The organism is Paractinoplanes rhizophilus (assembly GCF_042664765.1).
Lineage (GTDB): Bacteria > Actinomycetota > Actinomycetes > Mycobacteriales > Micromonosporaceae > Actinoplanes > Actinoplanes rhizophilus.
In genome coordinates this window covers 25,216-47,283 of the sequence record NZ_JBHTBJ010000053.1, presented here as the reverse complement: position 1 = coordinate 47,283, position 22,068 = coordinate 25,216, and the positions used below count along the sequence as shown (strand labels likewise).

Here is a 22,068-nt window from a genome sequence, read left to right as displayed (position 1 = left end):
GGCGGCCCACGTCGGCGGCCCACGTCGGCGGCCCGGGTCGGCGGCCCGGGTCGGCGGCCCGGGTCGGCGGCCCGGGTCGGCGGCCCGGGTCGGCGGCCCGGGTCGGCGGCCTGCTACTCGCGGGCGGCGAGCAGGGTGATCGGGGCGCGGCGGGTGGCGGACCAAGACGTGATCAGGCTGGTCGCGCCGGTCACCACCAGCGCCACCGCGCAGACCGCGCCGATCAGCGGCCACGGCAGGGTCAGGGTGCCGTGGCCCGTCACGGCCGCCGTGGAGTTGACCGCGGCCAGGATCGCGCCCGCCGCCGCGACGGCGCCCAGGAGCAGGCCCGCTACCGTCACCGCGGAGGACTCGAGCAGGGCCGAGCGGATCACCTGCGCCCGGGTCAGGCCGGTGATCCGGGCCTCGGCGAACTCGCGGCGGCGGGCGGCGGCACCGATCACGACCGAGTTGACCACGCCGATCAGGGCGTAGAGGCCGCCCAGGCCCATCACGACCAGCATGATCTTGTCGCTGATCTCGGTGCGGGACTTGGCGTCGGCCTGCAGCCACTCGTCGAGGCCGGACACGACGCCGACGCGGGACAGGGCGGCCCGGGTGGCGGCCGCGTCGGCGCCGGGGTCGAGCGTCACGAACGCACGGGTCGGCGCCTCGGCCAGCACGTCGGCGGGGACGAGCCCGGGCGGGAGCAGGAGGTTTGCCCCGCCGCTCATCATGGCGGGCAGGGCCGCGACCACCGGGACCTCGCCGAGGTCGGCGCCGGGCAGCTTCACCCGGACCGTGCCGCGGGTCGGCACGTCCCCGCCCGGCCCGGCCGCCACCGCACGGCCGCGCAGCGCGGCAAGCGAGCCAGTGGAGTGCGCGACCACGTAGGCGGCCGGGTCGATGACCAGGGCCGACTCGACCACGGACTCGGTGTCCTCGCCGGAACCGAAGGTCACCTCGACCGGGACCGAGGTCTCGGTGGAGGCGGACGCCACGCCGGGGGCCGCGAGGATCGCCGCTTCGGCCGGGCCGGTCGTCTCGACGACCAGGTCGGCGTGGGTCTGACGGCGCAGCTCGTCGATGCCGGACGCGGTGAACGACGCGCCGGCCGCGGAGGTGCCGACGACCAGCGCCACCAGGACGATCAGCGGGGCGGCGATCGAGGAGCTGCGGCGTCGGGCGTCCCACAGGTTGGCCCGGGCCAGCGCGCCCGCCACGCCGGAGCCGGTCGGCAGCAGGCGGCCCAGCAGCGGCACCACGAGCGGGCTCAGCGCGGCGGCGGCCACGGCCGCGGGGAGCGGGACGTTCATCGCCATGGCGGCGCCGCCGTCGGGGCCGCCGTGCGGGGCGACGATCATCAGGGCCAGCGCGCCGCCGAAGAAGATCAGGCCGGCCAGCCAGCGGGTCGCGGTCATCACCCGGGAGGCCTCGCCGGTCTCGCGCAGCGCCTCCAGCGGGCGGACGCGTGCCGCCCGGCGGGCCGCGACCATCGCGCCGGCCACCGCCAGGACGATGCCGGTGCCGAAGGAGACGGCCAGGATCCACTGCCGCCACTCGCCCTCGAAGCCGGGCGGGACGAAACCCAGGCGGCGCATCAGCCAGGTCTGCACCGACATGACGACCAGCCCGAGCGGCACGCCGGCCGCGGCGCCGAGGCCGCCGAGCAGCACCGCCTCGCCCAGCAGCAGCCGGCGCACCTGGCCCCGGCTGCCGCCGACCAGCCGCAGCAGGGCGAGGTCGCGACGGCGCTGGGCCACCGTGAAGGCGAACGTGGAGCTGATGATGAAGCCGGCCAGGAACGTCGCGATGCCCAGCACCAGCCCGAGCATCGAGACGACCGCGGCGGTGTTGTCGGAGAACTGCATCCGCTCGGCCTCGCTCAGCCCGGCCGGCGGGTCGAAGTTGGCCGCCGAGATCAGCAGCAACAGCGACGACTGCACGAGCGCGACGCCCAGGGTCACGGAGAGGAACGCGCCGGCGAAGAGCTGCCACCGCTCGGCCAGGCTGGCCCGGCTCATGCCCATCATCGCCGCGCCTTCCCCAGACCGGCCTGCCCCAGACCGGCCTGCCCCAGACCGGCCTGCCCCAGACCGGCCTCCCAGCCGGCCAGCCGGTCGGCGACCTCGCGCGGCCCGGCGCCGACCAGGCGGTCGACGACCCGGCCGTCCCGCAGGAAGACCACCGCGTCGGCGCGGGCCGCGGCCATCGGGTCGTGGGTGACCATCACGATGCTCTGGCCCGCGTCGGCCATCTGGCGCAGCAGGTCGAGCACCACGTGCGCGGCCGACGAGTCGAGCGCGCCGGTGGGCTCGTCGGCGAAGAGGACCTCGGGCCGGGTGACCATGGCGCGGGCGATGGCCACGCGCTGCTGCTGGCCGCCGGAGAGCTCGCGCGGGCGGTGCCGGGCCCGGTCGGCCAGGCCGACGGCGGCGAGGGTATCGCGGACCTCGGCGCCCCGCGGCCGGCGGCCGGCCAGGCGCAGGGGAAGAGCGACGTTCTGCGCGGCGGTGAGCGAGCCGATCAGGTTGAAGCTCTGGAAGACGAAACCGATGCGGGTGCGCCGCAGCGCGGTCAGGGCGCGATCGCCGATGGCGGTCAGGTCGGTGTCGCCGAGCAGCACCTGGCCGCCGTCGACCCGCTCGAGGCCGGCGGCGCAGTGCAGCAGCGTGGACTTGCCGGAGCCGGAGGGGCCCATCACGGCCGTCCACCCGCCGCGAGGGAACTCGAGTGTCACATTGTCGACAGCCCGCACCGCAGCCGTGCCGCGGCCGTAGACCCGGCTCACCCCGCGGAGCGTGACGGCCGCACCAGCCCTGGTCATGGTCGTTGTCGTCATGACCGAAACGCTATGGCGGGCAGAGATCGAAATCCTTACAGCGGGCACCCGTCTCTGGGGTAGTGCCAGCACTACCTGGGGGACCTTAGGGTGGCTCATGGCAAAACGGCGGAGATGGCCGTGGGTGGCGGCGCTTGTCGTGGTGGTCGCGCTTGCCGGGGGTGCGGCATTTCTCCGCGTACGGGATCCGCTCGCGTTCCCGGGCGACCACGAGGTCGACGTGTACGCGGTGAACGACGGCGTCTCGACCCAGGTGAGCGAGCCGCCGAACCTGTTCGGCCGCCTGCTCGGCCGGTGCGACGCCGACACGTACTACGCGACGGACGGCGACCGGCATCTGTGCCTGGTGCTCAACGGTCCTCTCGGCAGGGTCCGCGCGAGCCGCGACGACGGCCGGGTCAAGGTCGCGAAAGACCAGATCGCCCGGCTGCAGGCGATGGCCGCTCAGGACACCGGCACGCCCGCGCCGACCACCACCCTGGTGCTCATGTCGGGCGGCCCGGCGGCCCTGATCCCGGTCGCCGGCCTGTCCGACGGCGCCGCCGTCAGCGTGCCCGCCCTGGGCTGAGACGTGACACTTGCCTGACTCGTCGCGCACCGCACGTCACATTGCGTCGCCTTCGGGCGGCGTAGATACTTGTAAGCCCGCTATGAGGTGACTCCATGACGGACGATCTCTCCGGCCGGACAGCGTTTGCCGACGCCCTGGCCAGGCTCCGGACGAGCCGTGGACTGAACAAGAAAGACCTGGCGAGGATGATGGGCTTCGACCCGTCCTACGTCAGCCACGTGGAGAACGGACGACACCGCCCGACGCTGGAATTCGCGAGCCGGGCTGACGCCGTCCTGCGGACCGGCGGCGAGTTGTCGGCCGCCTTCGAGGAATTCCTGGCCGAGACACACACCCGGCCGGCCCACCCGTCACCGCGCACGACCCGCACGGTCGTGCAGATGTCGCGTGGCCTGGTGGTGCGCCGCGAGGAGGCGGCGCTCACCCTGGGCGACGACGGCTACTACCGCATCCGCATCCTGCGCGATGTGCACAACGCGGGCGACCAGCCGGTCACCCGCTTCCCGGTGCGCATCGAGGTCGACGCCCATCCCGCCGACCCGACGCTGTCGCGCGACTTCTACCGGGACAATCCGATCACCCTGGCCGAGCTCGACTTCCACGCCACCTTCGACGGCGAGCCGGCCCGGTGGGAGTTGGTGAAGGACTGCGACGCGTACAAGAAGATCTATGTCTTCTTCGAGCCGGGCGGCCTTCCCGCGCCGATCTACCCGGGGCGATCGGCCACGATCGTCTGTGCCTACCGGGTGCACGCGACGAAGTGGGGCAACTGGTTCGAGCGAGAGATCCGCTGGCCCACCGAGCAGTTGTCGGTGCAGCTGCGCTTCCCCGACAGCATGGGCGTGCGGCTGACCGGCCGCGAGGTCACCTGGAGTGGCGACCGCACCCTGCCGACCGAGCTGACCGCGGCCACCCGGGACGGCATGACGAACTACTCGTGGAGCACATCCGTGCCGCCGCTGACCAACCAATACCGGTTCGATTGGAAGGTCGCCTGACCGGGTTGCCGGCCGAGTGCCGGCGAAGCTGACCGGCACCGCGAACGCCACCTCGTCGATCTCGCGGAACGCCGCGTGGTCGGCGAGGCGGGCGGCGATCTCGTCCGACGTGCCCACGGCACCGCGTGGGCGCGCCCGTCAGGCGATCGGGGACGCGGCCACCCACGTCCCGTCCGGGGTCAGGTACCGCTCGACGAACAGGCCGGCGTCGCGCAGGGCCGTCTCGAACTGCTCGACGGTCAGCGGGCGGGAGCGGAACGTCTGGGTCCAGTGGGCGTCGGGGAAGTCGTACTCGACGTGGACCTCGCGGACGCCGTCGCCGACGTCGTTCGAGGCGGTGACCCGGCTGAAGCCGTCGGCGATCGGGTTCTGTCGGGGGATCCTGGTGTGCCAGCCGGCGCCCTCCCGCTGGACGATCACCACTCCGTCGGGCTCGACGTGCCGGCGGCAGGCCCGCAGCATGCGCCCCCGGACCTCCGGATCGGGGGCGTGCACCAGGAACGAGCTGAGCCAGACGATGTCGAAGACCCGATACAGCGCCAGATCCTCGATCGAGCTCCGGACCGACTCGATGCCGGGGCCGCCGTCGCGCACGTCGAGGGCGCCCTCGACGGCGGCCAGCATCTCGGCGCTCTCGTCCACCGCCGTGACCCGGTAGCCGAGCTCGGCCAGCGGGCGGGTGACCCGGCCGGCGCCGCAGCCGAGCTCGAGCAGGGTGGCCGGCGGTGGCTTCACCGCCGCGATGATCTGCGGCTCGTCCCGCACGGGGATCCGCCGGTAGAGGTCGACGGCGCAGCCGTCGGGGGTGAACTGGCCGGGGCCGGTGCCCTGATATCCGGGTCGTTGTCGCACGAGATCCAGCCTGGCACGGATGGCCGGGTTCCGGGGGCGCCGATCCAGGCGCGGTCCGGCATCGGCGGGCCACCGCGGGGCGGGCCGCCGTCGTAGCCTGGCGGGCATGTCCACCACCACGTACACCCCGGGACAGGTCGTCGAGAAGACCGGCTTCAGCCTCGACACGCTCCGCTACTACGAGAAGATCGGCTTGCTGGAGAGCGTCGGCCGCACCTCCGGCGGCCGCCGGCAGTATCGGGACGACGACGTCGGCTGGCTCGAGATGCTGCGCTGCCTGCGCGACACCGGCATGCCGATCGCCCGGATGCTGGAGTTCGCCGAGCTCACTCGGGACGCGGGCACGATCGCCGACCGGATCGCGCTGCTCGAGGAGCACGACCGGGACGTCGAGGAACGGATCGAGATCCTGCGGCGGCAGCGCGACCACATCCGCGGCAAGATCGCGTATTACCGGAGCGAGCTCCAGCGGTAGATCTGGCCGTCGCGCAGCTCGCCGGACTCCGGCGGGACAGCCGCCCGGAGTCCGACGAACAAGCCTCAGGCTCCGCGCAGCGTCGCCCCGTACCGCGAGGCGACCGCCGCCACCGCCGCGTCCCGGGCGGCGAGGGCCTCCTCGGAGGTCAGCGTCCGGTCGGGCGCCCGGAAGGTCAGCTTGTACGCGAGCGACCGCTTGCCCTCCCCCAGCTGGTCCGACTCGTACACGTCGAAGAGCGCGACCGACTCGAGCAGGTCTCCCGCGCCGGCGGCCAGGGCCGCCTCGACCTGCTCGGCCGGGACCGTGCGGTCGAGGACCAGCGCCACGTCGATCAGCGCCGGCGGGAACGACGAGATCCGCACCCCCTGCACGACCGGCGCCGCCGGGATCGCGCTGAGGTCGAGCTCCATCGCCACGGTCCGCTTCGGCAGGTCGAGGGCCGACACCACGGCCGGGTGCAGCTCGCCCGCGTGCCCGACCACCTGGCCGTCCACCGAGATCGCCGCGCACCGGCCCGGGTGCCAGGGCGCGAGCTCGGCCGCCGCCACGGTTACCCGATCGGAAGCCATGCCCGCCGCCGCGAGCGCGATCCGCGCCGCCTCGATCGCGTCGGCCCACATCGCCGCCCGGCCGCCGCCCCACCAGCCCGACGGCTCGAACTCGCCGGTCAGCACGGCCGCGAGGTGCCACGGCTGATGCGGCACGAACGCGTTGGCCGCCGCCCAGTCCTCGTCGCTCGGACGCCGGTCGACGCCCATCGCCGGCGGCGCCGTGTCGGACGAGGACGGCAGGAACACCGTGCCGATCTCGTAGAGCGCGAGGTCGCGCAGCCCGCGGCCGAGGTTGCGCTTGAGCGTGCCGAGCAGGGGCGCGAGCAGCGACGTACGCAGCAGCGGCTCCTCCTCGGAGAGCGGGTTGGTCAGTCGCACCGCGCTGCGCCGCGGGTCGTCCACCGGGAAGCCCAGCGAGTCGGCGAGCCCGGGCGCCACGAACGGGTAGGACAGCACCTCGACGTACCCGTTCTCGGCCATCGCCCGGCCCACCGTGCGCCGCCGGCGCTGCGCCGGGGTGACGCCGCTGCCGCCGCGCGCCGGGGGCAGCAGGCTGGGGATGTCGTTGTACCCGCCGAGGCGGGCGACCTCCTCCACCAGGTCGATCGGGGCCACCAGGTCGGGACGCCAGGTCGGCGGGGTGACCTCGAGCGGGCTCACCCCGGCGACCGTGCAGCCGATCCGCCGCAGCAGGTCGACGACCCGGTCGGCGGGGTAGGACACGCCGATCCGCTGCGCCGGCAGCGCCGGGTCGAGCAGGATCACCCCGGGCTTGCGTACGTGGTCGATGTCCAGGACGCGAGGATCGACTGTGCCGCCCGCGTGCGCGGTGAGGATCTGCACCGCCCGCTCCAGCGCGGCGAGCGTCAACGAGGGGTCGACGCCGCGCTCCCACCGCTTGGCCGCCTCGCTGAACAGCTTGTGGCGGCGGGCCGTGCGGCCGACCATGATCGGGTCCCAGTGCGCGGCCTCGAGCAGCACGTCGACCGTCTCGGGCTGCCACTCGCTGGTCTCGCCGCCCATGACCGCGGCGAGCGAGATCGGGCCGGTGTCGTCGCAGATCACCATGTCCTCGGCGTCGAGCAGCCGGGCCACGCCGTCGAGGGTGGTCAGCTTCTCACCCGGGCGGGCGCGGCGCACCACGAGCGGCCCGCTGATCCGGTTGAGGTCGAAGACGTGCATCGGCTGGCCGAGCTCGAGCATCAGGTAGTTGGTGATGTCGACGGGCAGCGAGATGGTGCGGATGCCGGCCGCCACGAGCCGGCGCTGCATCCACTCGGGCGAGGTGGCGTGCGGATCGATGCCGCGCACCACCCGCGCCGAGAACCGGTCACAGCCGACGGTGTCCTCGACGGTCAGGTCGTAGGGCGCCGCGGTGGTCGCGCCGGGCGCTTCGATCGCGGCCGGGTCGGTGAAGGCGGCCTCGAACGCGTACGAGAGCTCGCGCGCGAGCCCGCGCAGGCTCATCTCGTAGCCCCGGTCGGGGGTGATCTCGACCTCGACCACGACGTCGTCCAGACCCACCACCGGCCGGGCGTCCTGCCCGGGCGCGGCCGCGTCCGGGGGCAGCACGATGATGCCCGAGTGGTCGCCGGACAGGCCCAGCTCGGCGGCCGAGGTGATCATGCCGTTGGAGTTGCGGCCGTACGTCTTCCGCGCCCCGATCTTGAAGCCGCCCGGCAGCTCGCCGCCGGGCAGGATCACCACGACCAGATCGCCCTCGGCGAAGTTGCGGGCGCCGCAGACGATCTCCTGCGGGGTGTCGCGGCCGACGTCGACCGTGCAGAACCGGATCGGCTTCTTGAAGCCGGTCAGCTCCTCGATGGTCAGCACCCGGCCGACCACCAGGTCGCCCTTGACCGTGGCGGCCTGGTCGACGATCGACTCGACCTCCATGCCCAGGTTGGTGAGCGCCTCGTCCAGCCGCTCGGCGGTGAGGCCCGCGGGCAGCTCCACGAATTCGCGCAGCCACGAGAGTGACGTCTTCATCGCCGGTCAGACCTCCATGCCGAAGTTCTCGGTGAACCGCACGTCGCCCTCGACGAGATCGCGCATGTCGCCGACGCCGTTGCGGAACATCAGGGTGCGGTCGACGCCCATGCCGAACGCGAAGCCGGAGTACCGGTCGGGGTCGATGCCGCAGGCCACCAGCACGCGGGGGTTGACCATGCCGCAGCCGCCCCACTCGACCCAGCGCGGCCCGTCGCGGTGCTCCGCGAACCAGACGTCGAACTCGGCGCTGGGCTCGGTGAACGGGAAGTAGTGCGGCCGCCAGCGGGTGCGCGCGTCGGGGCCGAACATCGCCTTGGCGAAGTGGTCGAGCGTGCCGCGCAGGTGGGCCATCGTGATGCCCTCGTCGACGACCAGGCCCTCGATCTGGTGGAAGACCGGGCTGTGGGTGGCGTCGAGCTCGTCGGAGCGGTAGACCCGGCCCGGGCAGACCACATAGATCGGCGGCTGCTTGGTGAGCATCGAGCGGACCTGGCCGGGCGAGGTGTGCGTGCGCATCACCAGTCCGGGCAGGTCGACGTAGAAGGTGTCCATCGAGCCGCGTACGGGGTTGTCCGGCCCGATGTTGAGCGCGTCGAAGTTGGCCCACTCCAGCTCGAGCTCGGGGCCCTCGACCACGTCGTAGCCCATGCCGGCGAACAGGTCGCCCATGTGCTCCATCAGCGTGGTGATCGGGTGCCGGGCGCCGCGCGGCCGCCTGTCCCACGGGAGGGTGACGTCGACGCGCTCCTCGACCAGCACCCGCGCGGCCCGCTCGACCTCGAGCTCGGCGTTCCGTTCGTCGAAGGCGCCCTGGATGGCCTGGCGCGCGATGTTGACCCGCTTGCCGGCGTCGGCCTTGGCGGCCGGTGGCAGCGAGCCGATCTCGCGGCGGGCGAGCGAGACCGGCGAGCGATCGCCGAGATGGGCGGGCTTCAGCGCGCCGAGCGCGTCGAGATCGGACGCGGCCGCGAACGCCGCTCGCGCCTGCGAGATGGCCGCGTCGAGGGCCTCGGGCGAAAGCAGGGCGGCCTGCTTGGGATCGTATGGATCGTTGCGGTAGGACATGGACTCCCTCACACCGGATCAACCACGGGGCAGTGTACGGAGAGGCGGCTGAGCCGCAGCCCGCCGGTCAGGGAGTCAAACGCGCAGAAGTCAGATCCGGCGCCCGCGACCAGCGGGCCGGCTAAACAGCGTCATCGGGTCCGACACGTCAGCCAGCATACTCGTTCACCGCGACGACGATGCCCGCGGACCGCGCGATCGGGTCGTCCATCGCCATCAGCGCCCGGCCGGCGTCGGCGAGCGGAACGGTCGAGCCGACCAGGCGGCGCGGGTTCAGCCGGCCGGAGACCACGAGATCGAGCATGGCCGGGTAGTCGGCGGCCGCCATCCCGTGCGATCCGGCCACCGTGAGCTCGTGGGCGACGACGAGGTCCCACGGCAGCGGCGCGCGGGCGTCGTCGCCGAGCATGAGCCCGACCTGGACGTGCCGGCCGCCGCGGCGCAGGCTGCGCACCGAGGCCATGGCGGTGGCGGCCGAGCCGTACGCGTCGATCGCCACGTCCGCCTCGCCGGCGATCTCGGCCTTCGGCACCGCGCCGAGGCCGGCCGCGGCGGCGCGGGCGGCCGGCGACGGGTCCACCACGAGCACCCGCGCGCCCAAGGCCACCGCGATCATGACGACGGACAGGCCGACGCCGCCGCAGCCGTACACGGCCACCGTCTCCCGCGGGTGCATCCCGCGCAGCGCCCGGAACGCGGTGGCGAACCGGCAGCCCAGCGCGGCGGCCGCGACGAAGTCGATCTCCTCGGGCAGGCGGACCAGGTTGGTGTCCGCGGCGCGCACCACCACCCGCTCGGCGAACGACCCGTGATGGGTGAAGCCGGGCTGCGTCTGCGAAGGGCAGATCTGGGCGTTGCCGGACCGGCAGTAATCGCACTCCCCGCACCCGTTGACGAAGGGCGCGGTGACCCGGTCACCGACGGCGAAGCGCTCCGCATCCGACGAGACGACCACGCCGGCGAACTCGTGTCCCGGCACGTGCGGCAGCGCCACCGGGTCGTGTCCGCGCCAGGCGTGCCAGTCCGATCGGCACACCCCCGTGGCGCGCACCCCGATGACGGCGCCGCCAGGCGGGCACACCGGGTTTTTCAATTCTTGTAGCGAAATCTCGCCGCCGACCTCGTCGAAGACGAGCGCCTTCATCGGTGCGCCCGCGCCGACGCGTAGAGGCAGACGGCGGCAGCCGCGGCCAGGTTGAGGCTCTCCGCGCCGCCGTAGATCGGCACCCGCACCCGCCGGTCGGCGGCGTCGAGCACCTCGCGGGGCAGCCCGTGCGCCTCCGACCCGAAGATCCACGCGGTGGGCGCGTCCAGCACGCCGTCGTCGAGCAGGGAGTCGAGGTCGTCCGCGCCATGTCCGCTGGTGGCGAGCACCTGCAGGCCGGCGTTCCGCAGCTCGCCGACCACACCCAGCCCGGTGCGCACGACGTCCACGTGGAACAGCGAGCCCGCGGAGGCCCGTACACATTTGCCGTTGTAGGGATCGACGGCGTCGCCGGCGAAAATCACCGCGCTCGCCCCCGCCGCATCGGCCGTCCGCAGGACGGTCCCGGCATTGCCGGGATCCCGAATCTCCGCCGCCACCGCGACCAGCCGGGGCCGCTTCGCGAGCGCGTCGCCGAGCGTGACGTCCATCTGCTCACAGACCGCGACGAGACCCTGCGGCTGCACCGTCTCGGCGAGCGCGGCCAGCGCGTCCTCGTCGACCGGCGACACCACCGGCGCGAGCAGCGCGAGATCACCGTGCCGAGTCAGCGCGCCGTCGGTGCCGAACAGCTCCAGCACCACCCCCGCGGCCAGCGCCGCGCGCACCGCCTGCGGTCCTTCGGCGAGAAATCGGCCGGTCTGATCGCGATCCTTGCGCCGCTGCAGGCGCCGGGCCGCGACAATCCGAGGGGTACGGGTGGTGAAAGTCAACGTGGCCTCTCGAAAAGCCGGGCGCCCCCCGAGGATCCGGGAGGCGCCCTGCTGATGATGCGGGTCAGGCAGCCTGGGCGGACGCGCCGCCGGTGCCCTCGGCCGCGACGGCAGCCCGCGCGACCTCGACGATCGCCGCGAACGCCGCGGGGTCGTTGACGGCCAGGTCGGCCAGGATCTTGCGGTCCACCTCGACCTCGGCCAGCCGCAGGCCCTGGATGAGGCGGTTGTAGGTCAGGCCGTTGGCCCGGGCCCCCGCGTTGATCCGCGTGATCCACAGCTGGCGGAAGTCGCCCTTGCGGTCACGGCGGTCGCGGTACGAGTACTGCATCGAGTGCAGCACCTGCTCCTTGGCCTTGCGGTACAGCCGCGAGCGCTGCCCGCGGTAGCCGCTCGCGGTCTCGAGCAGGGTACGGCGCTTCTTCTGGGCGTTGACAGAACGCTTGACGCGTGCCATTTCGGTACTCCTAACGGGGTTACGTGTGTGGCGCGCGCGTCAGCGGCCCAGCAGCTTCTTCACTCGCTTGGTGTCGGCCTTGGCCACGGTCACCGTGCCGGTCATCCGACGCGTGACCTTGGAGGACTTGCCCTCCAGCAGGTGGCGCTTGCCGGCCTGCTCGATGACGAGCTTGCCCTTGCCGGTGACCTTCACCCGCTTGCCGGTCCCGGTGTGGGGCTTGAACTTCGGCACTTGAAGCCTCTTTCTCATCTTTCCGCGCGGCCGGTGGGCCGAGCGGAAAAGCTTGACTGACGAGGACTGTTCACGTCGGTGGAGATCATGCGATCCACCCGCGTGAACAACCCTCACTCTGCGGTGGTGTCGGCCACAGCGGCCGGCGTGGCGGCACCATCGCCCTCACGCGGCTCCCGCGCGGGCTTGGCCGCGCTGGCGGTGGCGGCGTTGGCCGCGGCCTTCGTCGCCCGGTGCGGAGCCAGCACCATGATCATGTTTCGGCCGTCCTGCTTCGGGCTGGACTCCACGAAGCCCAGGTCCGAGATCTCCTCGCTGAGCCGGCGCAGAAGCCGGAACCCCAGCTCGGGGCGGCTCTGCTCACGACCGCGGAACATGATCGTCACCTTGACCTTGTCGCCCGCCTTGAGGAACCGCACCACGTGACCCTTCTTGGTCTCGTAGTCGTGCGGGTCGATCTTCGGACGGAGCTTCATTTCCTTGATGACGGTCTGCTGCTGGTTGCGCCGCGCTTCGCGGGCCTTCAGTGCGCTCTCGTACTTGAACTTGCCGAAGTCCATGAGCTTGCACACCGGCGGCCGCGCCATCGGAGCAACCTCGACCAGGTCCAGGTCTACATCCGCGGCCAGCTGCAGGGCGCGCTCGAGCGGCACGATGCCGACCTGCTCGCCCTCGGGACCGACCAGACGGACCTCACGAGCCCGGATCTGTTCGTTGACGCGTGGTTCGACGCTGATGGGGCCTCCTCAGTTGCGTTTCTCGCCCGGCCGGCGGCCGGGCGCTGCCAATGTCGGTCGGCCTCGGGCGTGCCCCTTGGTACGGACACGCCGAGAAAGCAGAAGGCCCTGTCCGCACTGAGATCAGTGCATGCCAGGGCCCGCTCGACCGGTCATCGGCGTCCATGAGGACGCTCCCCATGCCCGGGATATTTCCCCGAGCCGGGTGACCGGACCCGATCGCCTCAGGGGCGAGTGGGTGGGAGCCGGCGGGCTCCTCTTTCGCGCCCTCGGGAGGAGGGCGTGGTCGACTGCCGTGAAGTCTATCAGGCCTCGACGGATGCCGAATGCAGGGCCCGCAGCGCGCGGACGCCCTCGACCGCGTAGTCCTTGTCGGCCGCCTGCAGCGCGTGGATCGACACCTGCTCGTCGTCGTGCAGCTCGAGCTGCGCCCACGGCGAGTTGCGGTCGAAGCGCACCGCCCGCACCACCGACCAGGGCAGGTCATAGCCGCCCACCACGTTACGGATCTTGATGTGGTCGGCGTCGGCGTCCACCCGCGGCCGGCAGAACGCGAGGATGCCCAGCCCGATCAGGACGCCCAGGCCGATCATCGCGGTCTGGTCGCCGCGCTCGAACTGGCCCGAGTTGTCGAAGCCCTTGGACCCGTGCAGCCCGAAGCTGATCGCCGTGAACAGCACCACGACCCCGGCCGCCGCGATCCCGGCGACCCAGCGGATCTTCTTCGGCCGATAGCTCACCACAGCCACCACGCTACAACCTACAGTTCGCGATGTCGGTGACCAGGATGGCGCGGGCGCCCAATTCGTAGAGCTCGTCCATGACGCGGTGGACGGAGGCGCGCTGCACCATGGCCTGCACGGCGACCCACCCCTCGCGGTGCAGCGGAGACACGGTCGGCGATTCGATGCCCGGGGTCAGGGCGGTCGCATTTTCCAACAGATCCGCGCGTACGTCGTAGGCCAGCATCACGTAGCTGCGGGCCACCAGGACGCCCTGGAGCCGGCGGAAAAGCTGAGCCGCGCCGGCCGCGGTGTGCCCCGGACGGCCGATCAGGATCGCCGACGAGCGCAGCAGCGGCTCGCCCAGCGTCACCAGGCCGGCCTGGCGCAGCGTCGCGCCGGTCTCGACCACGTCGGCGATGAGGTCGGCGACGCCGAGGCGGACCGCGTTCTCCACCGCGCCGTCGAGCCGCACCACGTCGGCCTTCAGCTCGTTGTCGGCGAGGTAGCGTTCGACCACCCCGGGGTAGGCGGTGGCGATGCGCCGCCCGCCGATCTGGTCGGCCGACACGATGGTGCCGGCCGGCGCGGCCCAGCGGAACGTGGCCCCGCCGAACGCGAGGTCGACCAGCTCCTCGGCGGCGACGCCGGAGTCGACCAGCAGGTCCCGGCCGGTGATGCCGAGGTCGAGGTCGCCGGTGCCCACGTACGTCGCGATGTCCCGCGGGCGCAGGTAGAAGAACTCGACGTTGTTCGCCTCGTCCCGGCAGATCAGATCCTTGGGGTCGGTGCGCTGGCGGTACCCGGCGTCGCGCAGCATCTGCGAGGCCGGCTGGGAGAGGGTTCCTTTGTTCGGGATGGCGATGCGCAACATGGACGTGCTCCTTCGTTGTCTTCGGAAACGACAGAACGGCACGTCAGAGATGTCGGTACACGTCCTCGAGGTCGAGTCCCGTCGCGATCATCAGGACCTGGGCCTGGTAGAGCAGCTGGGAGATCTCCTCGGCGGCCCGCTCGGGCCCCTCGTGCTCGGCGGCCATCCAGGACTCGGCCGCCTCCTCGACGACCTTCTTCCCGATGAAGTGGACCCCGCGCTCCAGGGCCACGACGGTGGACGAACCCTCCGGGCGCGTCTCCGCCTTCTCCCGCAGCTCGGCGAACAGCTCTTCGAACGTCTTCACGGCAAGCATTGTGACAACTCATCACGGGATCGATACGAACGGCCCCGCCAGGTGAGACGTGCCCTAGGCTGCCGGTCATGGTCAGCCGAAACACCCTCACCACCGTCGGCGGCGCGGCGCTGATGATCGCCGCCCTGGCGGCCTGCGCGCCCGCCGACGAGACCGACGGCGCAAGCCCCACCGCCTCGGCGTCCACGAACTCCTGCGCGCCCGGCACGCTGCGGACGAAGACGGCCGGCAAGCTCACGATCGGCACCGACAACCCGGCCTACGAGCCGTGGTTCAGCGACAACAAGCCGAGCAACGGCAAGGGCTTCGAATCGGCCGTGGCGTACCAGGTCGCCCAGCGTCTGGGATACGCGGCCGAGAACGTGACGTGGGTCTCTGTGACGTTCAACAACGCCATCGCGCCCGGCCCGAAGTCGTTCGACTTCGACATCAACGAGTTCTCGATCACCGATGACCGGAAGAAGGCGGTCGATTTCTCGTCGCCGTACTACCTGGTCCGGCAGACCGTGATCACCACGAAGGGCTCGAAGATCGCGAACGCCAAGTCGATCGCCGACCTGAAGCCGGCCAAGCTCGGCGCCCAGGTCGGCACGACGAGCTACCAGGCCATCACCGACCTGATCAAGCCGAGCACCCAGCCGTCGGTGTTCAACAACAACGACGACGCCAAGGCCGCGCTGGTCAACGGCACGGTCGACGGCATCGTGGTCGACCTGCCGACGGCGTTCTACATGACCGGCGCCGAGCTGAAGGACGGCGTGATCGTCGGCCAGCTGCCGCAGGTCGGCGTGCCCGAGCAGTTCGGCCTGGTGCTCGACAAGGACTCGCCGCTCACCGGCTGTGTGAGCACCGCGGTCGACCAGCTGCGCCAGGACGGCACCCTCGCCGTGCTGGAGAAGACCTGGCTGACCCAGACCGGCGGGGCCCCCGAGCTGCAGTGAGCCCCGAGATCCACCACCCGAGCGACCGGCAGCTCGGACGGATCGCCTACCGCCGCCGGCAGGCGATCCGGTCCGTACTGCTCGCGGCCCTGTCCACGGCGGTCCTGGGCACGCTGCTGGGCCTGCTGATCACCGGCGCGCCCGGCTGGGAAAGGGTCAAGCAGTCGTTCTTCGACCCCGAGATCGCCCGGGAGTTCCTGCCCGAGATTCTGGTGGGGCTCTGGCTCAACATCCGGATGCTGGTCGTCTGCGCGCTCTGCGCCCTGGCGCTGGGCCTGCTCACCGCGGTGCTGCGCACGCTGCGCGGGCCGGTCTTCTTCCCGGTGCGGGCGATCGCGACGATCTACACGTACTCGTTCCGCGGCCTGCCGCTGATCATCGTGATCTACCTGTTCGCGTTCGGCGTGCCGGGCCTGCGGTTGCAGGGCACGCCCAGCGTGACCGTGCTCGGCGGCGCGGCCATCGTGATCACCTACGGCGCCTACCTCGCCGAGGTGTTCCGGGCCGGCATCGAGTCGGTGCATCCGAGCCAGATCGCGGCGGCGCGGTCGCTCGGGCTCACCTACCGCCAGTCCATGCGCCACGTGGTGCTGCCGCAGGCCGTGCGCCGGGTCGCCCCGCCGCTGCTCAACGACACGGTCGCGCTGCAGAAGGACGTCGGGCTGATCTCGCTGGCCGGCCCGATCGACGCGATCCGGGCCGCGCAGATCGGGGTGGCGCAGACGGCGAACTTCACGCCGTACGTCGTCGCGGGCGTGCTCTTCGTCCTCCTGGCGCTGCCGCTGATCGGGGTCACCGACTGGGTCACGCTACGCGCCGCACGCCGGCAGAACGCGGGGACCTGATGCTGTTGACCTGCACGGACGTTCGCAAGACGTTCAGCGACGCGGTGGTGCTCGACGATCTGAGCCTGGCGGTCGACGAGCACGAGGTGGTCGCGCTGATCGGCGCCTCGGGCTCGGGCAAGTCGACGCTGCTGCGGTGCGTCAATCTGCTGGCGCAGATCGACGACGGCGTGATCGAGCTCGATGGGGAGGACATCACCAACCCCAAGATCAACCCCGATGTGGTACGCCGGAAGATCGGCCTCGTCTTCCAGTCGTACAACCTGTTCCCGCACATGAGCGTGCTGGACAACATCACGCTGGCCCCGACCCGCGTGCACGGGCGGCCCGCCGCCGAGGCCAAGGCGCAGGCGATGGAGTGGCTGGAGCGGATCGGCCTGGCCGACAAGGCCGGCAGCTACCCGGACCGGCTCTCCGGCGGCCAGCAGCAACGCGTCGCGATCATCCGCGCCCTGGTCAACTCCCCGCGGCTGCTGCTGCTCGACGAGGTGACGTCGGCGCTCGACCCCGAGCTGGTCGGCGAGGTGCTCACGATGATCCGCGACCTCAAGGGCGAGGGCGTCACCATGATCCTCGCGACCCACGAGATGGGCTTCGCCCGCCAGGTGGCCGATCGGGTGGCCTTCCTCGACAAGGGCCGCGTGCTCGAAGTAGGCCCGCCCGCCCAGGTGCTCGGCGACCCGGTCGAGGCCCGCACCCGCCAGTTCCTGGCGAGGATCATCGAGGCCGGTCGTCTTTAGCGGACACCGTCGGATCACGGACGGACGGCGTGGGGCTGCGCCGGCTCGGGCTGCGCGGCGGCGCTCGTCCGCGTCCGCGTCACCTAGCTAGGGTCTGTGTCGGATCACGGCTTGCCCAGCTCGCGCAGCACCAGCGCGGCGTCGAGCGCGGCGACCGTGCTCTGCCAGCCCTTGTCCTCGATCGAGTCCTCGAGCCCGGCGCGGTCGCGCGCCTGCCCGAGGCTGTGCACGGTGAGCACGCCGTGCGCGACCGGGGTGCGCTCGTCGAGCGCGATGCGGGTCAGGCCGGTGGTGACGGAGTCGCAGACGTACTCGAAATGCTCGGTCTCGCCCTTGATCACCACGCCGATCGCCACCACCGCGTCGCACTGCCTCGCCAGAGCCTGCGCCACCACGGGCAGCTCGACCGCGCCGGCGACGCGGTGGACGACGACGTCCGTCACGCCGCAGGCCTCGGCGGCGGCCGTGGCCCGCTCGATCATGTGATCGACGAGGTCGGCATGCCACCGTGCGCCCACGATGCCGAGCCGCAGCCCGGCAGCGTCGACGGTCTCCATGTGCGGATCACCGAAGCCGGCCATGTTTGCCCCCTTTTTCCGATAATTTCACACTAATCAGCCGAGCGCTTCGAAAAGGTGGCCCATCCGGTCCCGCTTGGTGCGCAGGTACCGCACGTTCTCCGGGTGCAGCCGCACCGGCAGCGCCTCCCGGCCGGTGATCGTCAGCCCGTACCCCTCGAGCCCGGCCCTTTTCGCGGGGTTGTTGGTGAGCAGCCGCATCGAGCGCACGCCCAGGTCGTAGAGGATCTGGGCGCCGGTGCCGTAGTCGCGCGCGTCGGCCGGCAGGCCCAGCTCGAGGTTGGCGTCCACCGTGTCGAAGCCCTTGTCCTGCAGCTGGTACGCCTGCAGCTTGTGCAGCAGGCCGATTCCCCGGCCCTCGTGCCCGCGCATGTAGAGCACCACGCCCCGCCCGGCCTCGGCGACCCGCTGCAGCGCCGCGTCCAGTTGGGGCCCGCAGTCGCAGCGCCGCGAGCCGAAGACATCCCCGGTCAGGCACTCGGAATGCACCCGCACCAGCACGTCCTCGCCGTCGCCGAGCTCGCCGTAGACCAGCGCCACGTGCTCGCCGTCGTCGACCGTCGCGCGGTAGCCGACCGCGGTGAACTCGCCGTGCTCGGTGGGCAGCCTGGTCTCGACCACCCGCTCCACCTGCCGCTCCCGCTGCCGCCGGTAGGCCACCAGGTCGGCGATCGTGATCAGCGAGAGGTCGTGCTCCTTGGCGAACCGCTCGAGATCGGGGCGGCGCTGCATGGTGCCGTCGTCGTTGACCATCTCGCAGAGCACGCCCGCCGGCCGCAGCCCGGCCAGCACGGCCAGGTCGATCGCAGCCTCGGTGTGGCCCGGCCGGCGCAGCACGCCGCCCGCCTTGGCCCGCAGCGGCACCACGTGGCCGGGGCGGGAGAGGTCGGTGGGGCGGGTGTCCGGGGACGAGAGCAGCCGCAGGGTACGGGCCCGGTCGGCGGCCGAGATGCCGGTGCTGACCCCCTCGGTCGCGTCGACGGTCACCGCGTACGCGGTCCCGCGCCGGTCCTGGTTGGTGTGGAACATCGGCGGCAGGTCGAGGCGGTCGGCCTCCTCCTCGGTGATCGGCGCGCAGATGTAGCCCGAGGTGTAGCGGACCATGAACGCGACCAGCTCCGGCGTGGCCTTCTCGGCCGCGAAGATCAGATCGCCCTCGTTCTCACGGTCCTCGTCGTCCACCACGATCACGGCCCGGCCGGCGGCGATGTCGGCGATCGCCCGCTCCATGTCTTCGAACATCATCGGCTCCCCAGCATCTTTTCCACGTACTTGGCGATCACGTCGACCTCCAGGTTCACCGGGTCGCCGGCGCTCTTGGATCCCAGGACGGTCAGCTTCAGCGTGGTCGGGATCAGGCCGACGCTGAACGACTCGTCGTCGACCGCCATGACGGTCAGCGACACGCCGTCGACGGTGATCGAGCCCTTCTCCACCACGTATCTGGCCAGGTGGGGCGGCAGCGAGAAGCGCAGCACCTCCCACTCGGACCCGGGCGTGCGCTCGAGGATCTCGCCGACCCCGTCCACGTGCCCCTGCACCAGGTGGCCACCGAGCCGGCTGCCGACCGTGGCCGCCCGCTCCAGGTTGACCTGGCTGCCCACGCGCAGCGCGCCGAGCGACGACCGCCGCAGCGTCTCGCCCATCACGTCCGCGGTGAACACGCCGTCCTCGTTGTCGATCACGGTGAGACAGACCCCGTTGACCGAGATCGAGTCGCCGTGCCGCGCGTCCGACGTGACGACGGGCCCGCGTACCGCGATGACCGCGGAGTCGCCGCCCGCGTCGACGAGGCGGACCACCTCACCCAGTTCCTCGACGATGCCTGTGAACATTAGAGAGCCTTCCATTCCGGATACGGGTGGTGGGCGGGCTGGTCGGACGGCTTCTGCCGGAGCGATGCGATGAAGCGCAGGTCGGGGCCGATCTGCGCGATGTCGGTGAGATCGAGCTCGATGGCGTCGCCGATCGTGGTGACGCCCGCGTCGACCAGCGCCGGCTTGCCGGCGCCGAGCAGCTTGGGCGCGACGTAGCCGATCACCTGGTCGACCAGCCCGGCGGCCAGGAACGACCCGGCCAGCGTCGGCCCGCCCTCCAGCAGCACCGAGCGGATGCCGCGCCCGAAGAGCGCGGCGAGCAGGGAATGCAGGTCGACGCGGCCGTCCGGCCCCGCGCCGACCTCGGCCGTGGTGACGATCCAGGTGGGTGCGGCGACATCGCGGACGCGAGCTTTTTCCGGCGTACGCCCGTGCGAGTCGACCACGACACGCAGCGGCTGCTTGATCGCGAGGGTGCCGTCCTTGAGGTCACGCACGGTCAGTTGCGGGTCATCGGCGATCACCGTGCCGGCGCCCACCATGATCGCGTCCATCGTGCTGCGCAGCACGTGCACGTCGGTGCGCGCCGGCGCCGACGTGATCCACTGGCTGGTGTTGTCGGCGGCCGCCGAGCGGCCGTCCAGCGTCGCGGCGAACTTCCAGGTCACGTACGGCCGTCCGCGACGCACCGCGGTCAGCCAGGCCACGTTGCCCTGCTCCGCCTCCTTGCGCCGCACCCCGGTCTCGACCTGGACGCCGGCCGCCCGCAGCGTGGTCGCCCCGCCCGCCGCGACCGGCGTCGGGTCGTCCACGGCGATCACGACGCGCCGGACGCCCGCGTTGATCAGGGCGTGGCTGCACGGCCCGGTGCGACCGGTGTGGTTGCACGGCTCCAGGGTGACCACGGCGGTGCCGCCGCGCGCCCGCTCGCCGGCCTGCGCCAGCGCCACGATCTCGGCGTGTGGCCCGCCCGCGTAGGCGTGGAACCCCTCGCCCACGATCTCGCCGTCGCCGTCGAGCAGGATGCAGCCGACGACCGGGTTGGGGCTGGTCGTGCCGAGGCCCCGGGCGGCCAGCGCGATCGCGCGGCGCATCGCCTCGTCCTCGGTCACCATCCGCTTGGGTCCTCTCGAGCGCGGTACGGTCACGCGCCGAGGGAAGCGGGAGATAACGCCAAGAATCGGACACCTGGGTACGCTTCGCGCACCCCCGGTTGTCGCCGGGCACGCATACGCGAGCCCGAGGTCCGATTCCGCGCGCTGTCTCCCATCCGGACTGTCTGACCGTGCGGCTCGTTGCCTCGCCGCTCGATCAACCGTCGGCCCCGGATTCTCACCAGGTCCACCGTCCGTCTGTCGACGTCCGGGTCGCGGGCTTACCGATGCTTGCGCGTCGGATCACCGCCGGTTCGGAATTTCACCGAGTCCCGCCAGCGCGTGGTGGGTCACCACCGAGTCTTGCACGCTCGCCGGATTTTGCCATCACCTCCGCGAGCCATCTCACATCCGGCCGCGAACCCGCAGCTCAGTCGGGTGGGCAGGCGCTACGACTCGGCGTCGGCGACGGTGCGACGGCGGTCGATGGCGACGTACGAGCCGGGCTGGGACTTGGCGACCTTCTTCATCTCGGAGGCCACCGCGATCACCACCCGCGGGTCGGCGAACGTGCGGCCGTCCACGGTCGCCTGGGCCACGCCGATCGAGAGGGTCACCAGGGCGGCCCGGTTCTTGTTGCCGCGGCGGTCCGGGACCTCGATGTAGCCGCGCTCGGCGTCCGAGGGGTCGTACAGCTGGTCGGCGGCCTGCTCGAAGTCGTTCACCGTCTTCTTGGTCAGCGGCAGCACCTGGTCGGGCGCGCAGATGAAGACGAAGTCGTCGCCACCGATGTGGCCCAGGAAGATCGACGGCGGGCCGACCGAGGTCACCGCCTTGTGCAGGCTGCGGGCCAGCGCGGTGATGAACTCGTCGCCGCGGTCGAAGCCGTACACGTCGTTGACGCTCTTGAAGCGGTCGATGTCGATGTAGCCGACCGAGTACTCGCCGCCGGCCTTCATCCGGTCGGCGATCTCGCGCCGGACCCGGGCGTTGCCGGGCAGGCCGGTCAGCGGCGAGACCTCGCGGAACTCCTTGTTGCGCCGCAGCGTCGAGCCGACCCGGGCCAGCAGCTCGGCCGTGTCGAACGGCTTGACCAGGTAGTCGTCGACGCCGGCGGTCAGGCCGACCACCTTGTCGATGGTCATGCTCTTGGCGGTCAGCATGATGACCGGCAGGGCCGAGGTGAGCGGCTCGGCGCGCAGCCGCTCGGTCAGCTGCACCCCGTCCATCCGCGGCATCATCCAGTCGACGACGGCCAGGTCGGGCCGGTTGTCCTGCATGAGCTCCAGGGCGTCCTCGCCGTCCTTGGCGCGGATCACGTCGTAGCCGTGCATCTTCAAGTTGAACTCGACGAAGCCCGCGATGTCCTGATCGTCGTCGACGACGAGGATCAGATCGGGCCGGTCCTCCGGCTCGGGGCCGAACTCGTCCACCTCGTCACGCACCACGCCGGTGCTCATCCTCGATC

The 22,068-nt window shown here is 71.8% G+C and carries 24 protein-coding genes and 1 riboswitch; of the genes, 6 read left to right on the top strand and 18 right to left on the bottom strand.

Annotated features, from left to right (window positions below):
• Window positions 1-113: 113 nt before the first annotated feature.
• Window positions 114-2,003, bottom strand: a complete 1,890-nt coding sequence (locus ACFQS1_RS36810; protein ID WP_378976983.1) for an FtsX-like permease family protein — start codon at window positions 2,001-2,003, stop codon at window positions 114-116.
• A 5-nt stretch (window positions 2,004-2,008) separates the two neighbouring features.
• A complete protein-coding gene (locus ACFQS1_RS36805; RefSeq protein WP_378976981.1) occupies window positions 2,009-2,821 on the bottom strand; it encodes an ABC transporter ATP-binding protein in 813 nt (270 codons plus the stop codon).
• 124 nt (window positions 2,822-2,945) lie between these two features.
• Between ACFQS1_RS36805 and ACFQS1_RS36800 the strand changes: the two genes are divergently transcribed.
• Together ACFQS1_RS36800 and ACFQS1_RS36795 are read left to right on the top strand one after the other, a co-directional pair.
• The gene (locus ACFQS1_RS36800) at window positions 2,946-3,389 is read left to right on the top strand and encodes a hypothetical protein (protein WP_378976979.1); all 444 of its coding nucleotides are present in this window, start codon (window positions 2,946-2,948) and stop codon (window positions 3,387-3,389) included.
• Between the two features lie 95 nt (window positions 3,390-3,484).
• Window positions 3,485-4,390, top strand: coding sequence for a helix-turn-helix domain-containing protein (locus ACFQS1_RS36795; protein WP_378976977.1), 906 nt, complete (start codon window positions 3,485-3,487; stop codon window positions 4,388-4,390).
• A gap of 138 nt (window positions 4,391-4,528) precedes the next feature.
• On the opposite strand, the gene ACFQS1_RS36790 is transcribed toward ACFQS1_RS36795, so the two are convergent.
• A complete protein-coding gene (locus ACFQS1_RS36790) occupies window positions 4,529-5,242 on the bottom strand; it encodes a class I SAM-dependent methyltransferase (RefSeq protein ID WP_378976975.1) in 714 nt (237 codons plus the stop codon).
• A gap of 106 nt (window positions 5,243-5,348) precedes the next feature.
• Here ACFQS1_RS36790 and ACFQS1_RS36785 point away from each other — a divergent pair, with 106 nt between their 5' ends.
• Entirely contained in the window at window positions 5,349-5,717 is a 369-nt protein-coding gene (locus ACFQS1_RS36785; RefSeq protein WP_378976973.1) for a MerR family transcriptional regulator, read from the top strand.
• Window positions 5,718-5,782: 65 nt separating this feature from the next.
• On the opposite strand, the gene pheT is transcribed toward ACFQS1_RS36785, so the two are convergent.
• The 10 genes from pheT to ACFQS1_RS36735 form a co-directional block, all read right to left on the bottom strand.
• Window positions 5,783-8,260 (bottom strand): phenylalanine--tRNA ligase subunit beta, encoded by a 2,478-nt coding sequence (gene pheT / locus ACFQS1_RS36780; RefSeq protein WP_378976971.1) that lies wholly within the window; start codon window positions 8,258-8,260, stop codon window positions 5,783-5,785.
• A gap of 6 nt (window positions 8,261-8,266) precedes the next feature.
• A complete protein-coding gene (locus tag ACFQS1_RS36775) occupies window positions 8,267-9,328 on the bottom strand; it encodes a phenylalanine--tRNA ligase subunit alpha (protein ID WP_378976970.1) in 1,062 nt (353 codons plus the stop codon).
• A gap of 148 nt (window positions 9,329-9,476) precedes the next feature.
• Window positions 9,477-10,472, bottom strand: coding sequence for an alcohol dehydrogenase catalytic domain-containing protein (locus ACFQS1_RS36770; RefSeq protein ID WP_378976968.1), 996 nt, complete (start codon window positions 10,470-10,472; stop codon window positions 9,477-9,479).
• Complete coding sequence (locus ACFQS1_RS36765) at window positions 10,469-11,245, bottom strand: TrmH family RNA methyltransferase (RefSeq protein ID WP_378976966.1); 777 nt, start codon at window positions 11,243-11,245, stop codon at window positions 10,469-10,471. Before ACFQS1_RS36765 ends, ACFQS1_RS36770 begins: the two co-directional genes overlap by 4 nt.
• 64 nt (window positions 11,246-11,309) lie before the next feature.
• Window positions 11,310-11,702 carry a 50S ribosomal protein L20 gene (gene rplT, locus ACFQS1_RS36760; RefSeq protein ID WP_378976964.1) on the bottom strand — a complete coding sequence of 131 codons (393 nt, stop codon included), beginning with the start codon at window positions 11,700-11,702 and terminating at the stop codon, window positions 11,310-11,312.
• Window positions 11,703-11,741: 39 nt separating this feature from the next.
• Window positions 11,742-11,936 (bottom strand): 50S ribosomal protein L35, encoded by a 195-nt coding sequence (gene rpmI / locus ACFQS1_RS36755; protein ID WP_378976963.1) that lies wholly within the window; start codon window positions 11,934-11,936, stop codon window positions 11,742-11,744.
• A 113-nt stretch (window positions 11,937-12,049) separates the two neighbouring features.
• The gene (gene infC / locus ACFQS1_RS36750; RefSeq protein ID WP_378976991.1) at window positions 12,050-12,673 is read right to left on the bottom strand and encodes a translation initiation factor IF-3; all 624 of its coding nucleotides are present in this window, start codon (window positions 12,671-12,673) and stop codon (window positions 12,050-12,052) included.
• A gap of 305 nt (window positions 12,674-12,978) precedes the next feature.
• Window positions 12,979-13,422, bottom strand: coding sequence for a PH domain-containing protein (locus tag ACFQS1_RS36745; RefSeq protein ID WP_378976989.1), 444 nt, complete (start codon window positions 13,420-13,422; stop codon window positions 12,979-12,981).
• Between the two features lie 4 nt (window positions 13,423-13,426).
• On the bottom strand, window positions 13,427-14,269 hold the full coding sequence (hisG, locus tag ACFQS1_RS36740; RefSeq protein ID WP_378976961.1) for an ATP phosphoribosyltransferase: 843 nt from the start codon (window positions 14,267-14,269) through the stop codon (window positions 13,427-13,429).
• A gap of 43 nt (window positions 14,270-14,312) precedes the next feature.
• Window positions 14,313-14,576: a phosphoribosyl-ATP diphosphatase gene (locus tag ACFQS1_RS36735; RefSeq protein ID WP_030440099.1), complete on the bottom strand. Its 264-nt coding sequence runs from the start codon at window positions 14,574-14,576 to the stop codon at window positions 14,313-14,315.
• A gap of 77 nt (window positions 14,577-14,653) precedes the next feature.
• On the opposite strand from ACFQS1_RS36735, the gene ACFQS1_RS36730 reads away from it, so the two are divergent.
• From ACFQS1_RS36730 to ACFQS1_RS36720, 3 genes are read left to right on the top strand one after another with little or no spacing between them, the layout of a single operon-like run.
• On the top strand, window positions 14,654-15,526 hold the full coding sequence (locus ACFQS1_RS36730) for an ABC transporter substrate-binding protein (RefSeq protein ID WP_378976957.1): 873 nt from the start codon (window positions 14,654-14,656) through the stop codon (window positions 15,524-15,526).
• A complete protein-coding gene (locus tag ACFQS1_RS36725; protein WP_378976955.1) occupies window positions 15,523-16,371 on the top strand; it encodes an amino acid ABC transporter permease in 849 nt (282 codons plus the stop codon). Before ACFQS1_RS36730 ends, ACFQS1_RS36725 begins: the two co-directional genes overlap by 4 nt.
• Entirely contained in the window at window positions 16,371-17,111 is a 741-nt protein-coding gene (locus ACFQS1_RS36720; RefSeq protein WP_378976953.1) for an amino acid ABC transporter ATP-binding protein, read from the top strand. The genes ACFQS1_RS36725 and ACFQS1_RS36720 overlap by 1 nt, the downstream gene beginning before the upstream one ends.
• Before the next feature lie 104 nt (window positions 17,112-17,215).
• Here the strand turns inward: ACFQS1_RS36720 and ribH are convergent, their stop codons facing one another.
• From ribH to ACFQS1_RS36695, 5 genes are all read right to left on the bottom strand, one after another.
• Entirely contained in the window at window positions 17,216-17,692 is a 477-nt protein-coding gene (gene ribH / locus ACFQS1_RS36715; protein ID WP_378976951.1) for a 6,7-dimethyl-8-ribityllumazine synthase, read from the bottom strand.
• A gap of 33 nt (window positions 17,693-17,725) precedes the next feature.
• Window positions 17,726-18,931 carry a bifunctional 3,4-dihydroxy-2-butanone-4-phosphate synthase/GTP cyclohydrolase II gene (locus ACFQS1_RS36710; protein WP_378976987.1) on the bottom strand — a complete coding sequence of 402 codons (1,206 nt, stop codon included), beginning with the start codon at window positions 18,929-18,931 and terminating at the stop codon, window positions 17,726-17,728.
• Window positions 18,931-19,524 carry a riboflavin synthase gene (locus ACFQS1_RS36705; protein ID WP_378976949.1) on the bottom strand — a complete coding sequence of 198 codons (594 nt, stop codon included), beginning with the start codon at window positions 19,522-19,524 and terminating at the stop codon, window positions 18,931-18,933. The genes ACFQS1_RS36710 and ACFQS1_RS36705 overlap by 1 nt, the downstream gene beginning before the upstream one ends.
• A complete protein-coding gene (ribD, locus tag ACFQS1_RS36700) occupies window positions 19,524-20,621 on the bottom strand; it encodes a bifunctional diaminohydroxyphosphoribosylaminopyrimidine deaminase/5-amino-6-(5-phosphoribosylamino)uracil reductase RibD (RefSeq protein ID WP_378976947.1) in 1,098 nt (365 codons plus the stop codon). Before ribD ends, ACFQS1_RS36705 begins: the two co-directional genes overlap by 1 nt.
• Before the next feature lie 139 nt (window positions 20,622-20,760).
• A riboswitch (FMN riboswitch) is annotated at window positions 20,761-20,944 on the bottom strand.
• 105 nt (window positions 20,945-21,049) lie between these two features.
• Complete coding sequence (locus tag ACFQS1_RS36695) at window positions 21,050-22,060, bottom strand: GGDEF domain-containing response regulator (protein ID WP_378976945.1); 1,011 nt, start codon at window positions 22,058-22,060, stop codon at window positions 21,050-21,052.
• Window positions 22,061-22,068: the final 8 nt, after the last annotated feature.

Coding starts and splice junctions, on each gene's coding strand:
- ACFQS1_RS36810 (WP_378976983.1), bottom strand. CDS start 2,003: ATGAGCCGGGCCAGCCTGGCCGAGCGGTGGCAGCTCTTCGCCGGCGCG.
- ACFQS1_RS36805 (WP_378976981.1), bottom strand. CDS start 2,821: ATGACGACAACGACCATGACCAGGGCTGGTGCGGCCGTCACGCTCCGC.
- ACFQS1_RS36795 (WP_378976977.1), top strand. CDS start 3,485: ATGACGGACGATCTCTCCGGCCGGACAGCGTTTGCCGACGCCCTGGCC.
- ACFQS1_RS36785 (WP_378976973.1), top strand. CDS start 5,349: ATGTCCACCACCACGTACACCCCGGGACAGGTCGTCGAGAAGACCGGC.
- pheT (WP_378976971.1), bottom strand. CDS start 8,260: ATGAAGACGTCACTCTCGTGGCTGCGCGAATTCGTGGAGCTGCCCGCG.
- ACFQS1_RS36775 (WP_378976970.1), bottom strand. CDS start 9,328: ATGTCCTACCGCAACGATCCATACGATCCCAAGCAGGCCGCCCTGCTT.
- ACFQS1_RS36770 (WP_378976968.1), bottom strand. CDS start 10,472: ATGAAGGCGCTCGTCTTCGACGAGGTCGGCGGCGAGATTTCGCTACAA.
- rplT (WP_378976964.1), bottom strand. CDS start 11,702: ATGGCACGCGTCAAGCGTTCTGTCAACGCCCAGAAGAAGCGCCGTACC.
- hisG (WP_378976961.1), bottom strand. CDS start 14,269: ATGTTGCGCATCGCCATCCCGAACAAAGGAACCCTCTCCCAGCCGGCC.
- ACFQS1_RS36730 (WP_378976957.1), top strand. CDS start 14,654: ATGGTCAGCCGAAACACCCTCACCACCGTCGGCGGCGCGGCGCTGATG.
- ACFQS1_RS36720 (WP_378976953.1), top strand. CDS start 16,371: ATGCTGTTGACCTGCACGGACGTTCGCAAGACGTTCAGCGACGCGGTG.
- ribH (WP_378976951.1), bottom strand. CDS start 17,692: ATGGCCGGCTTCGGTGATCCGCACATGGAGACCGTCGACGCTGCCGGG.
- ACFQS1_RS36710 (WP_378976987.1), bottom strand. CDS start 18,931: ATGTTCGAAGACATGGAGCGGGCGATCGCCGACATCGCCGCCGGCCGG.
- ACFQS1_RS36705 (WP_378976949.1), bottom strand. CDS start 19,524: ATGTTCACAGGCATCGTCGAGGAACTGGGTGAGGTGGTCCGCCTCGTC.
- ribD (WP_378976947.1), bottom strand. CDS start 20,621: ATGGTGACCGAGGACGAGGCGATGCGCCGCGCGATCGCGCTGGCCGCC.
- ACFQS1_RS36695 (WP_378976945.1), bottom strand. CDS start 22,060: ATGAGCACCGGCGTGGTGCGTGACGAGGTGGACGAGTTCGGCCCCGAG.